The sequence below is a fragment of the Halorhodospira halophila SL1 genome (assembly GCF_000015585.1).
In the GTDB taxonomy this organism is placed as follows: Bacteria; Pseudomonadota; Gammaproteobacteria; order Nitrococcales; family Halorhodospiraceae; genus Halorhodospira; species Halorhodospira halophila.
Window position 1 is genome coordinate 1890677 of record NC_008789.1, and the last position, 14874, is coordinate 1905550.

General features: G+C 68.9%; 14 protein-coding genes. 5 read left to right on the forward strand and 9 right to left on the reverse strand.

Annotation, left to right across the window (positions count from 1 at the left end):
* Positions 1-44: 44 nt before the first annotated feature.
* Complete coding sequence (locus HHAL_RS08685; RefSeq protein ID WP_011814510.1) at positions 45-1412, reverse strand: glutamate--cysteine ligase; 1368 nt, start codon at positions 1410-1412, stop codon at positions 45-47.
* 38 nt (positions 1413-1450) lie between these two features.
* Positions 1451-2977, reverse strand: coding sequence for a bifunctional aminoglycoside phosphotransferase/ATP-binding protein (locus tag HHAL_RS08690; RefSeq protein WP_011814511.1), 1527 nt, complete (start codon positions 2975-2977; stop codon positions 1451-1453).
* An 80-nt stretch (positions 2978-3057) separates the two neighbouring features.
* Here HHAL_RS08690 and hisI point away from each other — a divergent pair, with 80 nt between their 5' ends.
* A complete protein-coding gene (hisI, locus tag HHAL_RS08695) occupies positions 3058-3486 on the forward strand; it encodes a phosphoribosyl-AMP cyclohydrolase (RefSeq protein WP_011814512.1) in 429 nt (142 codons plus the stop codon).
* A 4-nt stretch (positions 3487-3490) separates the two neighbouring features.
* Here the strand turns inward: hisI and HHAL_RS08700 are convergent, their stop codons facing one another.
* Genes HHAL_RS08700 through HHAL_RS08710 form a run of 3 tightly spaced genes read right to left on the reverse strand, consistent with a single transcriptional unit; the run spans position 3491 to position 5536 of the window.
* Positions 3491-4288, reverse strand: coding sequence for a metal ABC transporter permease (locus HHAL_RS08700; RefSeq protein WP_041595137.1), 798 nt, complete (start codon positions 4286-4288; stop codon positions 3491-3493).
* On the reverse strand, positions 4281-5063 hold the full coding sequence (locus HHAL_RS08705; protein ID WP_011814514.1) for an ATP-binding cassette domain-containing protein: 783 nt from the start codon (positions 5061-5063) through the stop codon (positions 4281-4283). The genes HHAL_RS08700 and HHAL_RS08705 overlap by 8 nt, the downstream gene beginning before the upstream one ends.
* Positions 5042-5536: a Fur family transcriptional regulator gene (locus HHAL_RS08710; RefSeq protein WP_011814515.1), complete on the reverse strand. Its 495-nt coding sequence runs from the start codon at positions 5534-5536 to the stop codon at positions 5042-5044. The genes HHAL_RS08705 and HHAL_RS08710 overlap by 22 nt, the downstream gene beginning before the upstream one ends.
* A gap of 76 nt (positions 5537-5612) precedes the next feature.
* Here HHAL_RS08710 and HHAL_RS08715 point away from each other — a divergent pair, with 76 nt between their 5' ends.
* Positions 5613-6554 carry a zinc ABC transporter substrate-binding protein gene (locus tag HHAL_RS08715; protein ID WP_011814516.1) on the forward strand — a complete coding sequence of 314 codons (942 nt, stop codon included), beginning with the start codon at positions 5613-5615 and terminating at the stop codon, positions 6552-6554.
* On the opposite strand, the gene tsaB is transcribed toward HHAL_RS08715, so the two are convergent.
* The gene (tsaB, locus tag HHAL_RS08720; protein ID WP_011814517.1) at positions 6551-7213 is read right to left on the reverse strand and encodes a tRNA (adenosine(37)-N6)-threonylcarbamoyltransferase complex dimerization subunit type 1 TsaB; all 663 of its coding nucleotides are present in this window, start codon (positions 7211-7213) and stop codon (positions 6551-6553) included. The two genes, HHAL_RS08715 and tsaB, sit on opposite strands and share 4 nt — an antisense overlap.
* Before the next feature lie 200 nt (positions 7214-7413).
* On the opposite strand from tsaB, the gene ectA reads away from it, so the two are divergent.
* The 3 genes from ectA (at position 7414) to HHAL_RS08735 (ending at position 9756) form a co-directional block, all read left to right on the forward strand.
* Positions 7414-7905 carry a diaminobutyrate acetyltransferase gene (gene ectA, locus HHAL_RS08725; RefSeq protein WP_011814518.1) on the forward strand — a complete coding sequence of 164 codons (492 nt, stop codon included), beginning with the start codon at positions 7414-7416 and terminating at the stop codon, positions 7903-7905.
* Between the two features lie 65 nt (positions 7906-7970).
* A complete protein-coding gene (gene ectB, locus HHAL_RS08730; RefSeq protein ID WP_011814519.1) occupies positions 7971-9254 on the forward strand; it encodes a diaminobutyrate--2-oxoglutarate transaminase in 1284 nt (427 codons plus the stop codon).
* Positions 9255-9375: 121 nt separating this feature from the next.
* Positions 9376-9756 carry an ectoine synthase gene (locus HHAL_RS08735; protein ID WP_011814520.1) on the forward strand — a complete coding sequence of 127 codons (381 nt, stop codon included), beginning with the start codon at positions 9376-9378 and terminating at the stop codon, positions 9754-9756.
* On the opposite strand, the gene HHAL_RS08740 is transcribed toward HHAL_RS08735, so the two are convergent.
* From HHAL_RS08740 to HHAL_RS08750, 3 genes are all read right to left on the reverse strand, one after another.
* A complete protein-coding gene (locus HHAL_RS08740) occupies positions 9738-11396 on the reverse strand; it encodes a GTPase family protein (protein ID WP_011814521.1) in 1659 nt (552 codons plus the stop codon). The two genes, HHAL_RS08735 and HHAL_RS08740, sit on opposite strands and share 19 nt — an antisense overlap.
* Positions 11396-13066 (reverse strand): P-loop NTPase family protein, encoded by a 1671-nt coding sequence (locus HHAL_RS08745; RefSeq protein ID WP_011814522.1) that lies wholly within the window; start codon positions 13064-13066, stop codon positions 11396-11398. Before HHAL_RS08745 ends, HHAL_RS08740 begins: the two co-directional genes overlap by 1 nt.
* 85 nt (positions 13067-13151) lie before the next feature.
* Positions 13152-14864, reverse strand: coding sequence for an ExeM/NucH family extracellular endonuclease (locus HHAL_RS08750; RefSeq protein WP_011814523.1), 1713 nt, complete (start codon positions 14862-14864; stop codon positions 13152-13154).
* Positions 14865-14874: the final 10 nt, after the last annotated feature.

Consider the following 14874-nt stretch of genomic DNA (forward strand, 5'->3'; position numbering starts at 1 on the left):
TCAGCGGTGAAAGCAGGCTGCTGAAAAGGGTTTTCAGCAGCCTGCTAGTAGGCGTACTCCGTGAAGATCGGATCCAGCGATCCGCCCCAGCGCCCGTGGTAGGCACTCAGCAGGTCCTCGGCGGGGGTCCGCCCTGCATCGACGATCTCCCAGAGCCGCTCCAGGTGGCGGCGCTCATCCCGCCCCCGCTGATCCAGACGCTGGCGGTTGCGCAGTCCGTCGCTGGCGATGGTGAGCACCTCCCGGGCCAATGCCCCCACAGTCGTCTCGCGGAACGGGGTGTGCAGCGCCGTTCGCGGGACCTCGTGGCGCAGGGCGCGCATCTCCTCAACACTCCAGTCACGAATCAACGCCTCGGCCGCAGCCAGGGCCGCGTCATCGTAGAGCAGCCCCGTCCACAGTGCCGGCAGCGCGCACAACCCCCGCCACGGGCCACCGTCCGCCCCGCGCATCTCCAGAAACTGCTTGAGCCGCACCTCGGGGAAGAGCGTCGTCAGATGGTCGTCCCAGTCACTGAGTGTCGGCCGCTCTCCCGGCAACTGCGGCAGTCGCCCCGCCATGAAATCGCGGAACGACTCGCCGGCGCAGTCGATGTACTGGCCATCGCGATAGACGAAATACATGGGTACATCGAGCACGTAGTCCACATAGCGCTCGAACCCCATACCGGACTCGAAGACGAAGTCGAGCATGCCGCAGCGATCGGGGTCGGTGTCTTCCCACACCCGGCTGCGGTAGCTGAGATAGCCGTTGGGCTGGCCATTGGTGAACGGCGAGTTGGCAAACAGCGCAGTGGCGATCGGCTGCAGGGCCAGGCCGACCCGGAACTTGCGGACCATGTCCGCCTCACTGGAGAAGTCCAGATTCACCTGTACCGTGCAGGTGCGCAGCATCATATCCAGCCCCAGGTGACCCACCTTGGGCATGTAGCGGCCCATCACGCCGTAACGCGCCTTGGGCATCCAGGGGATCTGCTCGCGCCGCCAAACCGGGTGAAAACCGAACCCTGAGAACCCGATCTGCAGCTCGCGGGCCACGGTGTCCACCTGCTGCAGATGCTCCCGGACCTCCACACAGGCCTCGTGCAGGGTCTCGAGCTGCGCCCCGGAGAGCTCCACCTGTCCGCCGGGCTCAAGGCTGACCGAGGCACCGCCCTCGCGCTTGAGGGCGATCACCCGTCCATCCTCGTGCACCGGCTGCCAGCCGAAGCGCACCAGCCCTTCGAGGAAGGCGCCGATGCCGCGCTCCCCCGCGTACGGCACCGGGCTGAAGTCTTCCAGATGGTGGACGAACTTCTCATGTTCGGTGCCGATCCGCCACTGCTCCGGGGGCCGGGAACCGCGCTCAAGATGCTCTGCCAGCTGCGCGACATCGGTCACCGGCTCACCGGGTTGGCTGGGGACTCCTGACATAGCTCTCCTCGATCCGGCACAAGGCAAGGCCGGCTATCTTACCCGTCCGCGTCGACGGTTTCGACGAAAGCCGCTTCCTCGCCGGACGGCGGTTGCGCTGTACGCAGCTGAGCATCGAGCACCGTCTCATCGGCCTCGGAGGGATCGCGCCCCTCGGCCAGCCGCTTGCGCAGGCGTTCCCGCAGGGTCTGTTCGTCGGCCCGAACATGCAGGATCCGAAATCGACATCCGGTGCGCGCAGCCAGCTCCAGGAACGGCCGGCGTCGCTCGGCCTTGAGGAAGGCGGCATCCACCACCACCGAAAAGCCGGCTTCCAGGGCGCCCTCGGCCTGCTCCTGCAGTCGTTCGTAAGTCCGCCACGTTGCCTCCGGCGAATAGAGCCCGCTATCCAGGGTCGAGTCCGAGCGCGCGCGGGGCTCCAAACCGAACAGCCGCTTGCGCTCGACATCCGATCGCAGCCGGATAAACCCGCGCTCCTCGACCAGTCGGCGGGCGCGTACGCTCTTGCCGGATCCCGATAACCCGTAGGTAATGACCAACTCCGGCACCTGCGCCACCGTATAGCTCTTGGCCAGTTGGACGTGGTCGCAGAGCGCCTCCTGGGCTGCACTGCCACCCCCCTGTTCGACCTCGTGGCCGTTGATCTTGGCCCGCACCAGGGCCCGATACACGGCGTACAGGGGCAGCAGCGGCAGCGCCTGGTAGTCGCCACTCTGCTCCAGGTAGCGGTCCAGGAAGCAGTGGCGAAGCCGACGGGCCCCTTCAAAATCCAGATCCATAACGGTGAAGGCGACCTCGCTGGCCGTGTCGATCCAGCGCAGTGCCGGATTGAACTCGATGCCATCAAAGATGATCAGGTCGTCCTCATGCCAGGCGACATTGCCCAAGTGCAGGTCCCCGTGGCATTCACGCACCGCGCCCTCGGCGCGTCGCCGGCGGATCAGCGGCTCCAGCCGCTGCAGCTGTGCCTCGGTCCAGCGCTCCAGGGCACGCAGTTCGCCGCGCATCGAGGCGGCCGCGGACTGGGTCTCCAGGGCGCGGAAGTTGTCACGCATGGGATCGGCCACGGCCTCCGGCGACCCGTATTCACTATCCTCCCCGGCGGCCGGCAGCCCGGCATGGAACCGCGCCACAGTCTCAGCCAGGCGCTCGACGGCTCCATGGGGCAGACGCCCCTCGCGCAGCAGACGGCTCATGAGCTCATTCTCGGGGAAGCGGCGCATGAGCACCGCGTACTCCAGCACGTCCCCTTCGCCGTCGATGCGCGGCTCCGTCGCCGGACCGGCGATTGCCACTCGGCGCAGGTAGATCTGCGGAGCCAAGCGGCCGTTGAGGCGAACCTCTTCGTCGCAGAAGTAGCGTCGCCGCTCCAGGCTGGAGAAGTCCAGGAAGCCGAGGTCCAGCGGTTTCTTGAGCTTGACCACGTACGCCCCGGCGAGCAGCACCGTGGAGATGTGGGTCTCGATACACTCGACAGTGTCCACCGGCCACGGGTAGCACTCCGGGGCCTGGAGTGCCTCGGCCAGGGCCCGGTGGGCCTCCAGGTCAGGGATCCGATCCGTCACGGCTGCGCACTCCTTCTGTTGCTCGACCTGCCCAGCTTGCCGGCTTCAGCCGCCCGGCTCCAGCCTGTATCCTCTCCCCTATGATCGAACAGAATGAAACAGCTCGCCCGGGCGACGGACTAGACTGGTCGGCGGTGCTCGACACCCTGCCCTTTAACAGCGACGGCCTGCTACCCGCCATCGCACAGCAGCACGACAGCAACGAGGTGCTGATGCTGGCCTGGATGAACCGCCAGGCCCTGGAGGAGACCCTACAGACAGGCCGGGTCTGTTACTACTCCCGCTCGCGGGGCACACTCTGGCGCAAGGGAGAGTCTTCGGGGCAGGTCCAGCATCTGCACGAGCTGCGCCTCGACTGCGACGGCGACACCCTTCTGCTGCGGGTGGATCAGCAGGGCCCGGCCTGCCACACCGGCCGAAGGAGCTGCTTCTACAACGTGCTGCAAGGTAACCGGGTGGTGGTCAGCGAACCGCCTCAGGTCGACCCACAAACCCTCTACGGGCCATGACGGCCTAAAAACGCGCCGCCACCACCCCCCGCGCACTGGTCACTACCGCGAAGATGGCCGTGGCCGTCACCACGATGGCCGGGCCGGTGGGCAGATCCCAGCGGAACGAACCGGCCAGCCCGCCGACCACCGCCAGCGCACCGATCAAGGCGGCGATCACCGCCATCTGCTCCGGGGTCCGGGCGAAGGCCCGCGCCGCGGCGGCAGGGATGATCAGCATGGAGATCACCAGCAGGATGCCGACGATCTGCATGGCCAGGGCAATGGTGGCCGCCACCAGCGCCATGAAGGCGAGCTGAACCGGCAGCACGCGGACCCCCTCCACCCGGGCCATCTCCTCGTGCAGGGTGAGACTCAGCAGCGGGCGCCAGATCCCGATCAGCGTCCCCAGCACCAGGACCCCACCGCCGTAAATCCAGTAGAGGTCGGTGGGCGTCACCGCCAGGATATCGCCGAAGAGGTAGCCCATCAGGTCGACACGCAGCCCCTCCATGAAGGCGATGGCCACCAGCCCTAAGGACAGCGAGCTGTGCGCCAGGATACCGAGGACCGTATCGCTGGCCAGCCGCTGGTACTGACGCAGGACCACCAACAGAACGGCCACCACGACGCAGACCATCAGGATGCCAAGATTCAGGTTGATACCGAAGAGGAACCCCAGGGCCACGCCCAGCAGCGCAGAGTGCGCCAGGGTCTCGCCGAAGTAGGCCATGCGCCGCCAGACCACGAAGCTGCCCAGCGGCCCGGCCACCAGGGCCAGCCCCAGTCCGGCAGCCAGCGCCGTGAGGATAAACTCATCCACGGCCACCTCCTGCCAGGGCAGGGCCCGAATGGTCGTGGTGATCGTGGGGAAACACCCCGGTGTCCGGCCCCAGGTGTGAACCGAAGAGCTTCTGGTACTCAGGATGCTCGATCACCGACGCCGGCGCGCCACGGCAGGCGATCCGGCCGTGCTCCAGGCAGAGCACCTCGTCGCTGGCCGCCATGACCAGGTTCAGGTCGTGGGAGATGATCACCACCGCGCAGCCGTAACGCTGGCGCAGCGTACCGATCAGCCGATACAGCGCGCCCTGGCTACGCCCATCCAGGCCGGCAGCCGGCTCGTCCAGGGCCAGCACCGACGGGTGCTGAAGCAGCGCCCGGGCGAGCAGGATCCGGCGCATCTCGCCCCCGGACAGTCCCTGTAGGGGCTGATCGAGGAGCTCCTCCACCCCGGTATCGGCCACCACCTCTTGCCAACGCGCCGCGTTGGCACGCCCGGACAGCGCCATGAACCGCCGTGCCGTAATGGGCAGGTTGGCGTCCACCGAGAAGTGCTGCGGAACGTAGCCGATGCGCACCTGCGGGGCCCGCCAGACCCGCCCGGCAGCCGTATGCGTGAGCCCAACCACCACCCGCAGCAGGGTGGTCTTGCCGGCGCCATTGTTGCCGACCAGGGTGGTGATCCGGCCGGGCACCACCTCCAGGCGGACATCCTGGAGTATGGATCGCCCGCCGAAGGTCACGGCCACCTCCTGGAGACGGATCAGCGGATCGTCAGCGGCCTGCCTACCAGCTAACGGCTGCACTGGGGACATACACCTTCAAGCTCCACCACTGCGGAATCGGTCTGGAACCCCATCTGCCCGGCCTTGTGCTGGAGCAAACGCGCCACATCATCGTCGGCAAGTTCGGCCACCGCCGCACAGGAGCGACAGACCAACAGCTGAACCGGGTGTACGTGCCCGGGTTTGCCGCAACCGACATAGGCGTTCAGGGATTCCACACGATGGATCAGCCCTTCCTGCAACAGGAAATCGAGGGTGCGGTAGACGGTGGGCGGCGCCGCGCCGGCCCGCTCGCCGCGCAGACGATCCAGCAACTCGTACGCCTTGACCGGACGGTGCTCATCCCAGATCAGCTCCAACACCCGGCGGCGCAGCCGCGTAAAGCGCATGCCGCGACGGCGACAAATGACCTCGGCGGTCGCCAGGACCGTCTCGCGGCAGACGTCGTGGTCGTGGTCTTCGCTGGGGAATCCGGTTACCAGCGAGCGGTGTAAGCGGGCCATGGGGTGCTCGCCGTTGTTGCGCATTTTGGTATTGTATAACATAACGATGCCGTGAAAAGTCCCGGGGATTCGACCCATGCGAGCGCTTCCCGCACTCCTCACCGCCCTGACCCTATTGGCGTGCGGCCCCGCCGTCGCGGCGCCGCCGCAGGTGGTGGCCTCGATCAAGCCCCTGCACAGCCTGGTCGCCGGGGTCACCGAGGGGGTCAGCGAGCCGGACCTCCTCCTCTCGGCCGGCGACTCTCCGCACACCTACGCCATGCGGCCCTCCGAGGCCCGGGCCGTTCGCAACGCCGACCTGGTTGTCCACATCTCCCCGCACATGGAGGCCTTCCTGGAGCGCGCCCTGGATGCCCGCGGCGATCCGGATACGGTACTGGCTGCCGCCGATATCGAGGGCATCGAGCTCCTCGGTGGCCGCGACGGGGACACCTGGGGCGAGGACGGGCACCGGCACGGCGACGACGATGCCCACCGCCGGGACTACCACCTGTGGCTCGATCCGCAGAACGCACAAATCATCACCGCCGCGGTGGCCGAACGGCTGGCCGCACTCGATCCCAGGCACGCGGACACCTACCGCGAGAATGCCGAAGCACAGAAGCAACGCCTGGCGGCGCTCGAGGCCGATCTGGACGAGCGCCTGGAGCCCGTCCGCGGGCTCCCCTACGTGGTGTTCCACGACGCTTACCAGTACTTCGAGCAGCGTTTCGGCCTCAAAGCCGTCGGCGCGGTCACGGTCAACCCCGAACAGCCCCCAGGGGCGCGCCACTTGAACGAGCTACGGGGGCAGATCCGCGAGCTGGATACGGTCTGTGTCTTCAGCGAACCGCAGTTCGAGCCGGCCATCGCCCGCGCCCTGGTGCGAGGCCTGGATGCCCGAGCCGGCGAACTCGACCCCTTGGGCGCGGGCCTTGAACCCGGCCCCGACGCCTACTTCCAGCTCCTGGAGCGGTTGGCCGACGGCTTCGTGGACTGCCTCGTGCGAGACGAACAACCCGGCGGACGGGGCCGCTAAATACCCTCACGCAGGTAGACCGGACGGATGGCCTCAGCGTGGCAGGTGCGGCCGGCTCGCCAGTCGGCCAGGGCCATCGGCAGCAGGTCGCGCGCCTCGGGCAAGGCATCGGGATCGCATCCGGCGCCGGTGGCCGGCAGCTGTTCGGCATAGGCCGCAAAGCCGCGCCCGACCCCGAGCCAGTCAGCACCACCGCCATGCACGGCTTGCGGCGCATCGGCGGCCTCGACCCCCTCGGCGAGCACGACACCCGCATCCCCGGCGGCACGGTAACGCCCCCAGTAAACCTGCCCCATCCGGGCGTCCAGGGCCGCCAGCACGTACCCGCCCCCATGGCGGCGACGCCCGCCGGCCGCCAGGGCAGCCAGCGTCGAGACCGGCAAGGCCGGCACCCCCCACGCGGTGCACAACCCTTGGGCTGCCGAGGCCGCTAGGCGCACACCGGCGAAAGCCCCGGGCCCCTGACCGAAGGCCAGCGCCGAGACCTGCTCGCCACAGACTCCGGCCTCCGCCATCACCGCCTCGAGCATCGGCAGCAACCGCGCGGTGTGCCGCCGCGGCGCCTCTTCACAGTGATGGAAGACATCGCCGTCACAATAGACGGCCACCGAGCACCCCTCGGTGGCCGTCTCCAGGGCCACGATCACGGTCTGCGTCATCCCATCCCTCCTGCACCACCCCCGCTGCGCGGGGCTGGGGCACTGATCACCTCTGCGAGCCTTGCGGCCGGCGCACTATACCGCCGATCCGCGCCAGCGACGACCCGGTGACAACCGGGGCGCAGCGTCTACCCTCGCTTGACCGCCCCCGGGGCGGCTGCTGTAATTAGTGTGAATCTTGCGAACAAGAGCGCAGCTCGTTGTCCGAGGAACCATCCATCGTCTTTCGTCCGCCCACGCGGGAAGACGGCGCCACAATCCATCAGCTGGTCGAGCGCACCGGCGTCCTGGACGTCAACTCCTGCTACCTCTACCTACTCCTGTGCACGGAGTTCTCGGATACCTGCGTGGTCGCCGAAGAAGAGGGTGCGCTGCTCGGTTTCACCACCGGGCTGCGCTTGCCGAAAAGGCCGGAATCGATCTTCCTCTGGCAGATCGGCATCCACCCCGACGCCCAGGGCCGCGGGCTGGGCAAATGCCTCGTGCGCGCCTTCCTCGAAACCCCCGGCGCCCGGGATGCCCAAGTGCTCGAGACCACGATCTCGCCCTCCAATGCAGCCTCCCAAGGCCTGTTCCAGGCCATCGCCCGGGAGCGCGGGGCGGAGGTCCAGGTCAGCGAGTACTTCCGCGACGACCACTTCCCTCCGGGACATGAGTCCGAAGAGCACTACCGGATCGCCCCCATTCGCTAAGCCAGCGGTGCCCGCCGCCACTGGCCGCCCAATCGATTGCAATTCACAACCGAGGCAATGACGCCATGACCCTTGATGTAATGCAGACCATCGAGCAGCACGAGTCGGTCGTGCGCTCCTACATCCGCACCTTCCCCAAGCCGTTCGACCGAGCCAGCGGCGTGCGGGTCTACGACACGGACGGCAACAGCTATCTGGACTTCTTCGCCGGGGCGAGTGTGCTCAACTACGGGCACAACAACCCCGAGCTGAAAAAACCGCTCCTCGAATATCTGCAGGACGATCGCATCGTCCACAGCCTGGACATGGCTTCGGTGGCCCGTGCCGAATTCCTGGAGACCTTCCATCGACTCATCCTCGAGCCGCGCGGCCTGCACTACCGGGTGCAGTTCCCAGGGCCAACGGGCACCAACGCCGTCGAGGCGGCCCTGAAAATCGCCCGCAAGGTCACCGGCCGTCAGCGCATGGTCTCCTTCACTAACGCGTTCCACGGGATGACCGTCGGCTCGCTGGCGGTCACCGGCAACGCCTTCAAGCGCAAGGGCGCCGGCTTCCCACTCACCTACAGCGAGAGCATGCCGTACTGCGGCTACTTCGGGCAGGACGTGGATACGCTGGATTACATGGACAAGCTGCTGGCCGACAAGGGCAGCGGCGTCGACCACCCGGCGGCGATCATCACCGAGACCGTCCAGGGTGAGGGGGGGCTGGCCGCATGCAGCATGCATTGGCTCCAGGGCCTCGAGGAGCTGTGCCGCAAACACGACCTGCTGCTGATCGTCGACGACATCCAGACCGGTAACGGCCGCACGGGCCCGTACTTCAGCTTCGAGGAAGCCGGCATCACCCCGGATATCGTAACCGTCTCCAAGTCGATCAGCGGGTACGGGCTGCCGATGTCACTGACCCTGGTCAAGCCGGAGCACGACATCTGGGAGCCGGGCGAACACAACGGAACCTTCCGCGGCCACAACCTGGCCTTCGTGACGGCCAAGCGCGCGCTGGAACTGTACTGGAGCGACGACACCCTGCAGCGGGAGACCGAGCGCAAGGCCCGCCGGATCTACGAGGCGTTGCAAGAGCTGATCGACAAGTACCCCCGCGCCGGCGGCGAACACCGCGGCCGCGGCATGATGCGCGGCATCCGCTTCGCCCACGACAAGGAGCTGGCCGGCACCATCTCGGAGATTGCCTTCGAGCACGGACTGATCATCGAGACCTCCGGCCCCGAGGACGATGTTCTCAAGCTCCTGCCGCCACTGATCATCGAGGATCAGGACCTCGAGGAGGGCCTGGCGATCATCGAACGCGCCCTCGGCGAGGCGATGCAGCGCCGCGGCCTGGCCTAATCCGCGCCCCACGTCACGGGCGGCGGCACCGGCCGCCGCCCGTGGCATCACCCGCTATCACCGAGACACCTGACGCCCCGGGCACCCAGCTGCCCGACCCACTACCCAAGCGAGGTACATCATGATCGTCCGCCACATGAAGGACATCATCGGCTCCGACCGCGAGGTCGAGACCGATGAATTCATCAGCCGCCGGATCATCCTCAAGGAAGACGGGATGGGGTTCTCGTTCCATGAGACCATCATCAAGGCCGGCACCGACATGTTCATCTGGTACGCCAACCACCTCGAATCGGTCTACTGCATCTCCGGCAAGGGCGAGATCGAGGTCATCGGCGGCGAGACGTACACCATCGAGCCGGGCATGCTCTACGGCCTGGACGGCCACGAGAAGCACTACCTGCGTGCCGAGGAAGAATTGCGCCTGATGTGCGTCTTCAATCCGCCGCTGACCGGCCGGGAAGTCCACGACGAGAACGGCACCTACCCGCTCCTCGACTGACCCGCACCCCCTTCTTGCCGTAGCCCCGCCGCCGCCACCTCCGTGGCGGCGCTTCGGGCCCGGCTGCTCAGGCGCTGGCACTGCGCCAGCTCCTCGCGCACACCGGCCAGTGCAGTACCGCCCGCCCCGGCAACCGCCTCGATGACCTGCCGCGCCAGCTGGCGCTCGTGGCGCCGGGCCCCCGGCCCGAGCAGGGAGCGCCCCACCCAACCCAGCAGCAGACTGCCGATACTCCCTCCTGCGAGCAGGGCGAAAGGCCAGCTGATGTCGCCCACCGCTGCCGGTGCGGGCACAGCCGGCAGGGCCAGCCACTCCACCACTCCGCGCACAGCCAGCCAGAGCGCCCCGATCACCGCGGCCGCCTCGCCCGCCCCGCGGAGCGTACCCAGGCTCCGCCACCAAAAGCGCGGACGCGGCGACCAGGCCAGTTCCCCTAGACGCCCGCGGAGTTCGCCGGCGTGCGGCGCCGCCGCTGCCGCCGCCAGGTCCCGCAACCGCTCGGCAGCCGGCTCGGGCATCCGCGCCGCAGCCGGTTCGACCGCCTGCAGCAGGCCATCACGCAACACGGGCTCCGCCACCACCGGGCGCGGCAGGGTCGAGCTGGTACCGGCCATAGCGGCAGAGCGCTTGCGCGCCCCGGAGAACAGCCCGATGGCCATCCGTTTCAACGGCGAGCCCAGAGCCCGCGCACCAATCTGGCGATAGGCCCCCGCAGCACCGGTCAGCAGCTCGGTCTCGTTCACCGCCTGGCGCTGGGCGGTCACCAGGCGCTCACCGTCAAGCTCCAGGCTGCCGGGTTCGGGAAGGCAGGCGGCGGCGCGGACCACCAGTTCGGCCACGTCAGCACGGACCCGCTCCAGCGGGGCGCGGCGCTCGCGCACCCGGTCCGCGATCCGCTGGGCGAGTGCAGAGACCCCCTCCCCTTCGACCGCGTCGGTGGCCAGCAACTCCACCGCCTGCAGCCCCTGCCGGCCCAGCAACTCCCGAAGGTGGTCGAGACAGCTCTCTCGGTCGCCTGGATCCAGGCGATCGGCGTGGTTCAGCGCCACCATCAACACCTCGGTGTGGTGGGCCAGGCGGGCAAAATACCCCTCATGGGCCAGGGCGTGGGCGTACTTGACCGGATCGACGACCCACAGCAGCAGATCGCAGCGCTCGATCAGTCGCTCGGCCACCTCCCAGTGGGCCTGCACCACCGAGTCGATATCGGGCAGATCCAGGATCACCGCCCCGGCCAGACCACCGCGCCCACCGCTGGCCGGTACGCTGCGCCGTTCGAAGACCTGCAGCCAGTCGAGCAGCCCGGCGGCCCCGTCCTCCTCGCCCACGGTGACCGCCACCGCATGGTCCGTGGTCGGCCGGCGCACCCCGGGGGCGGAGACCTCTTCGCCGACCAGGGCATTGACCAGCGAAGATTTGCCGCTACCGGTCCCTCCGGCCACGGCGATAACGACGTGCTCCCGCGACTGGGCCAGGCGTTCACGGGCACGGCGCTGGAGCTGCGCCATCTCCTCGATCAGCGCCGGCGACAGACGGCCGACACCGAGCGTCTGGAGCGTCTGCAGGGCGTCCAGGCCGGTGTCGCCGGCGGCGCTCGGCGCACGCGTCGGCGCCTCGGCACTTGCTCCCGCCCAGCGCATCAGACCAGGGCCTCCAGCGCATCCCGACGAGCCTGCACGGCGCTCACCGCCTCCGGGGACGGGGCCGCCGCCGTCAATAACCGGTGGTAGGCCTGCGCCTCGGACTCCGCCAGGGCGGCCACCCGGGCGTGGAGATCCGCGCGGATATCGGTGATGAGCTGATGGACATTGCGCTCACCGAGGATCCGCGAGAGGACTGTATGGGTGGTGGTGGAACCGGCAGCGGTCAGCGCCAGCTCGCCGGTGCTCAACCCGCCACTGAGGGTGAAGAGGACCAGCACGGCGCTGGTGAAGGTGGCGTTGATCCCCGTGGTCGCACGGCGTGCCCAACTGAGCTTGGCCCGCCCGATGGTAGCGACGTGTTCGGCAACCTGCTGCTCCCAGGCCGCCACCAGCGCCTCGGCGTCGGCACGGCGCGCAATGGCCGCGGTTGACCGCGGCCGCGGATAGCGGGCGAAGATCCCCCGCCCGACCGGATCCTGCTGCCACGCACTCTCTACGCCGGCGGCGGCCTGGTCGAGGACGGCGTGCAGCATCTCGGCGATGCCAGCCCGCGCCTCCTCCTTGGCCTCCTGCTCGACCTGCCGACCACCGCGAGGGAGCGGCAGCCATCCCAGCCAGCGCCGCGGCGAGAGCTGCCCCACCGCGGCGTGCAGCTGACGCTGCAGCCAGCCACTCCCGACCAGCTCGGTCCAGCGGCGGAGCACCTCACGGCGCAGGGGCTCGCCCTCCTGGAGCTGGGTCAGCAAGCGCTCGGGGACATCGGTGTAGCCTTCATCGATGACGGCAGCCAGCCTGCGGGCCGCGGTCCGCTCCGCCTCGACGGCCTCGAGCAGGGCATCGACCTCTGCCGGCAGGTAACGCACTGCGCCGAGCACCGTTCGGCGCCGGTGGGCAGCACGCTGGTCCGCCGGCGCCAGGGCACGGATCCGCTCGAGCACCGGCGCCGCTGCCGAATCGGGCAGGCGCTCGTCAGAGACCGGCGCCGTGGGCAGGTGCGTCGTCTCGACTGCCCGATGGCCGGCCGCATCCAGCTTCTCGGCCAGGTCGGGGAGGATCTCCCGCGCCTCGGCCTCGGTCGCCTGGGTGAGCACGACCAGCGTCGAGACGTCCAGCTGGGCCGCCTGGCGCAGATAGGCCATACCCGCCTCGTCGGCGTAGGTGCGGGCGGTCGCCAGCCAGACCCAGACATCGGCCACCTCCAGCAGACGCTCGGTGGCGGCACGATTGGCGGTCTCGACGCTGTCCACATCCGGCGCATCCACCACCACCACCCCCTCCGGTACCGTCTCCAGAGGGGCCGTACGCAGGGCGGCGCGCTCGGCCTCGGCCGCCAATACCCCACGGCGCAGGACTGTATCCAGGTCCGCCGCTCGGCCGATGACCGTAGGCACCGAGGTGGTGGGGCGGCGCGCGCTGGTCGCGGCGACCGCAGACCCCGCCAGGGTGTTGGCCAGCGTCGATTTCCCGGCCCCCGTGCCGCCGGCAAACACCACCAGAAGCGGCTCATCCTGGCGCTCCAGCCGAGCGATGAGGCCATCGATGCGGCGCAGCAGGCGCTCCCAGGGGAGCAGCCAGGGGGCATCGCGATCCCGAGCGGCCTCGCCATCGAGGCCATGCAGGTCCTGGCGGAGTTCGGTGAGGGTCTGCTGGAGCTCTTCGCGGTCCATCACGACAAGATACAGGGAAACCCCGCCGGTGATCACGTGCCCGGTGCACGATCGGTGTCACAGGGCCGGGACGGCACCCGAGCGGCTAGTCCGTCTTTTCCAGGTCCACGGCAATGGGATCGTGGTCCGAAGAGCGATAGGCATCCTCCCGAACGCGACCGGGATCACCGTCGAACTCCAGGAAACGGGGCTCGTCGGCATTGATGGGGTGCCGGTGGACCGCGGCCACCCGCTCCGCCAGCGCCGGGTGGGCCTGAAGGTGATCGAGATAGCCCGACTCGCCCCGAAAGACGTAGGTATACCGGTCGGGCCAGGCGAGGTGTTCGGCGAGCAGATCCACCTTGCCCGCTGCGGCGAGGGCGCGGGCCGGATCCTCGCCACCGTAGGCGTTGAGATCACCGGCGATGAGCACCGGTAACGCCTCGCTGCGCTCCGCACGCCAGCGGCCGAGGAACTCGGCCAGGGCCTCGGCCTGTTCGGTGCGACGGTGGTTCCAGCACCCCTGGCCACGATCGACATCCCCGGCATCCGGACACCGCGTCTTCGACTTGAAGTGGATCCCGGCCACAGCGAAAGGCTCCCCGCCACCCTGCGGACGAAAACCGACCAGCGGCGGCGGACGATGATGGACCCGCCGGGCATCGCGCACCGTCTCGGTCACCGGCTGCACGCGGTCCTCGCGGTAGGCCAGAGAGACCTTGATGGCGTCGCTCCCGGTTTCACCCCCGCGGGCCAACCGCCAGGGGTGGCCGGTGCTCGCCGCTAGGCGCTCCACAAAGTCTTCCGGGGCGTCCTGGCGATTCTCCATCTCGACCAATACCAGCACGTCAGCGTGCAGGGACTCGGCAGCAGCGAGCAGCTTGGCCCGCTGGCGCTCCAGTTCCACCTCGCTGGCCGCACCTCGCTCGCCGAGGGTCAGGAAGTAGTTCTCAACGTTGAAGGCGGCCACGCGCACCGTCCCCGCCTCCGGTGGCGGCAACGCTTCCGGCCGCGGGTTGGAGGCTTCGAAATCCGGCGGCTCGGTCGGGTGCAGCCGCCAGGCGCCGAAGGCGTGGGTCAGCACGCCGGTCAGGTCCGCCACGCGGCTCCCCACCCGACGGGTTCCGTCGTCGTCGAGGTAGGGAATGGGATCGGGCCGCCCCCGGTAGCTGCCATCATCCAGCCGCAGCCGGGCTCCAGACAGGGTCGGATCCTCGGGGCCGTCGCCCGGCAGAAAATTGGTCGGCCGAAAGGCGCGCCGCTCTGGGGTGAGCTTCAGGGTGCCGTAGCGCGGCAGCTCGTAGGTACCGCTGACCACCATCGGCTGCCGGATACGCACCAGCACGCCCTCCAGGCGCTCGGGGGCGGCCGCCGGCCAGTCCAGCGGATACGGGGTGACCTGCTTGGCACCGCAGTCCTGAACGGCCTCCAGCCACTCGAGCTGCGGTCGCCCCCGGTGCTCACCGGCGCGCCCGGTGAGCAGGAGCTGACGACCAGGCTCGATCCGCTCGCGCTGCTCGGCGGTCAGCTCCGGGGCGTAGACGAACAGCCCGGCGGGCTTGCCATCCGGCGCCGGCCCGGTACCCTGGATGAAGAAGCCATCCAGCCCCTCCGCTCCGAGGAAGGCGGCGGTGACCACCCCGTTCACCCGGACCGGATCCTCCGGGGCCTGGCGCCCCACACCCTGCCCGGCCAGTTCATGGACCGCGGTGGTCTCCGCTGAGGCGCACGGTTTGGAAGCGACCGCCGCGCCCCCCGCCAGTACCAGCACGGCCCCCCAGGCGGCCAACACCAGGACTCTGGATACCGATGCGATCACGGCAGACTCC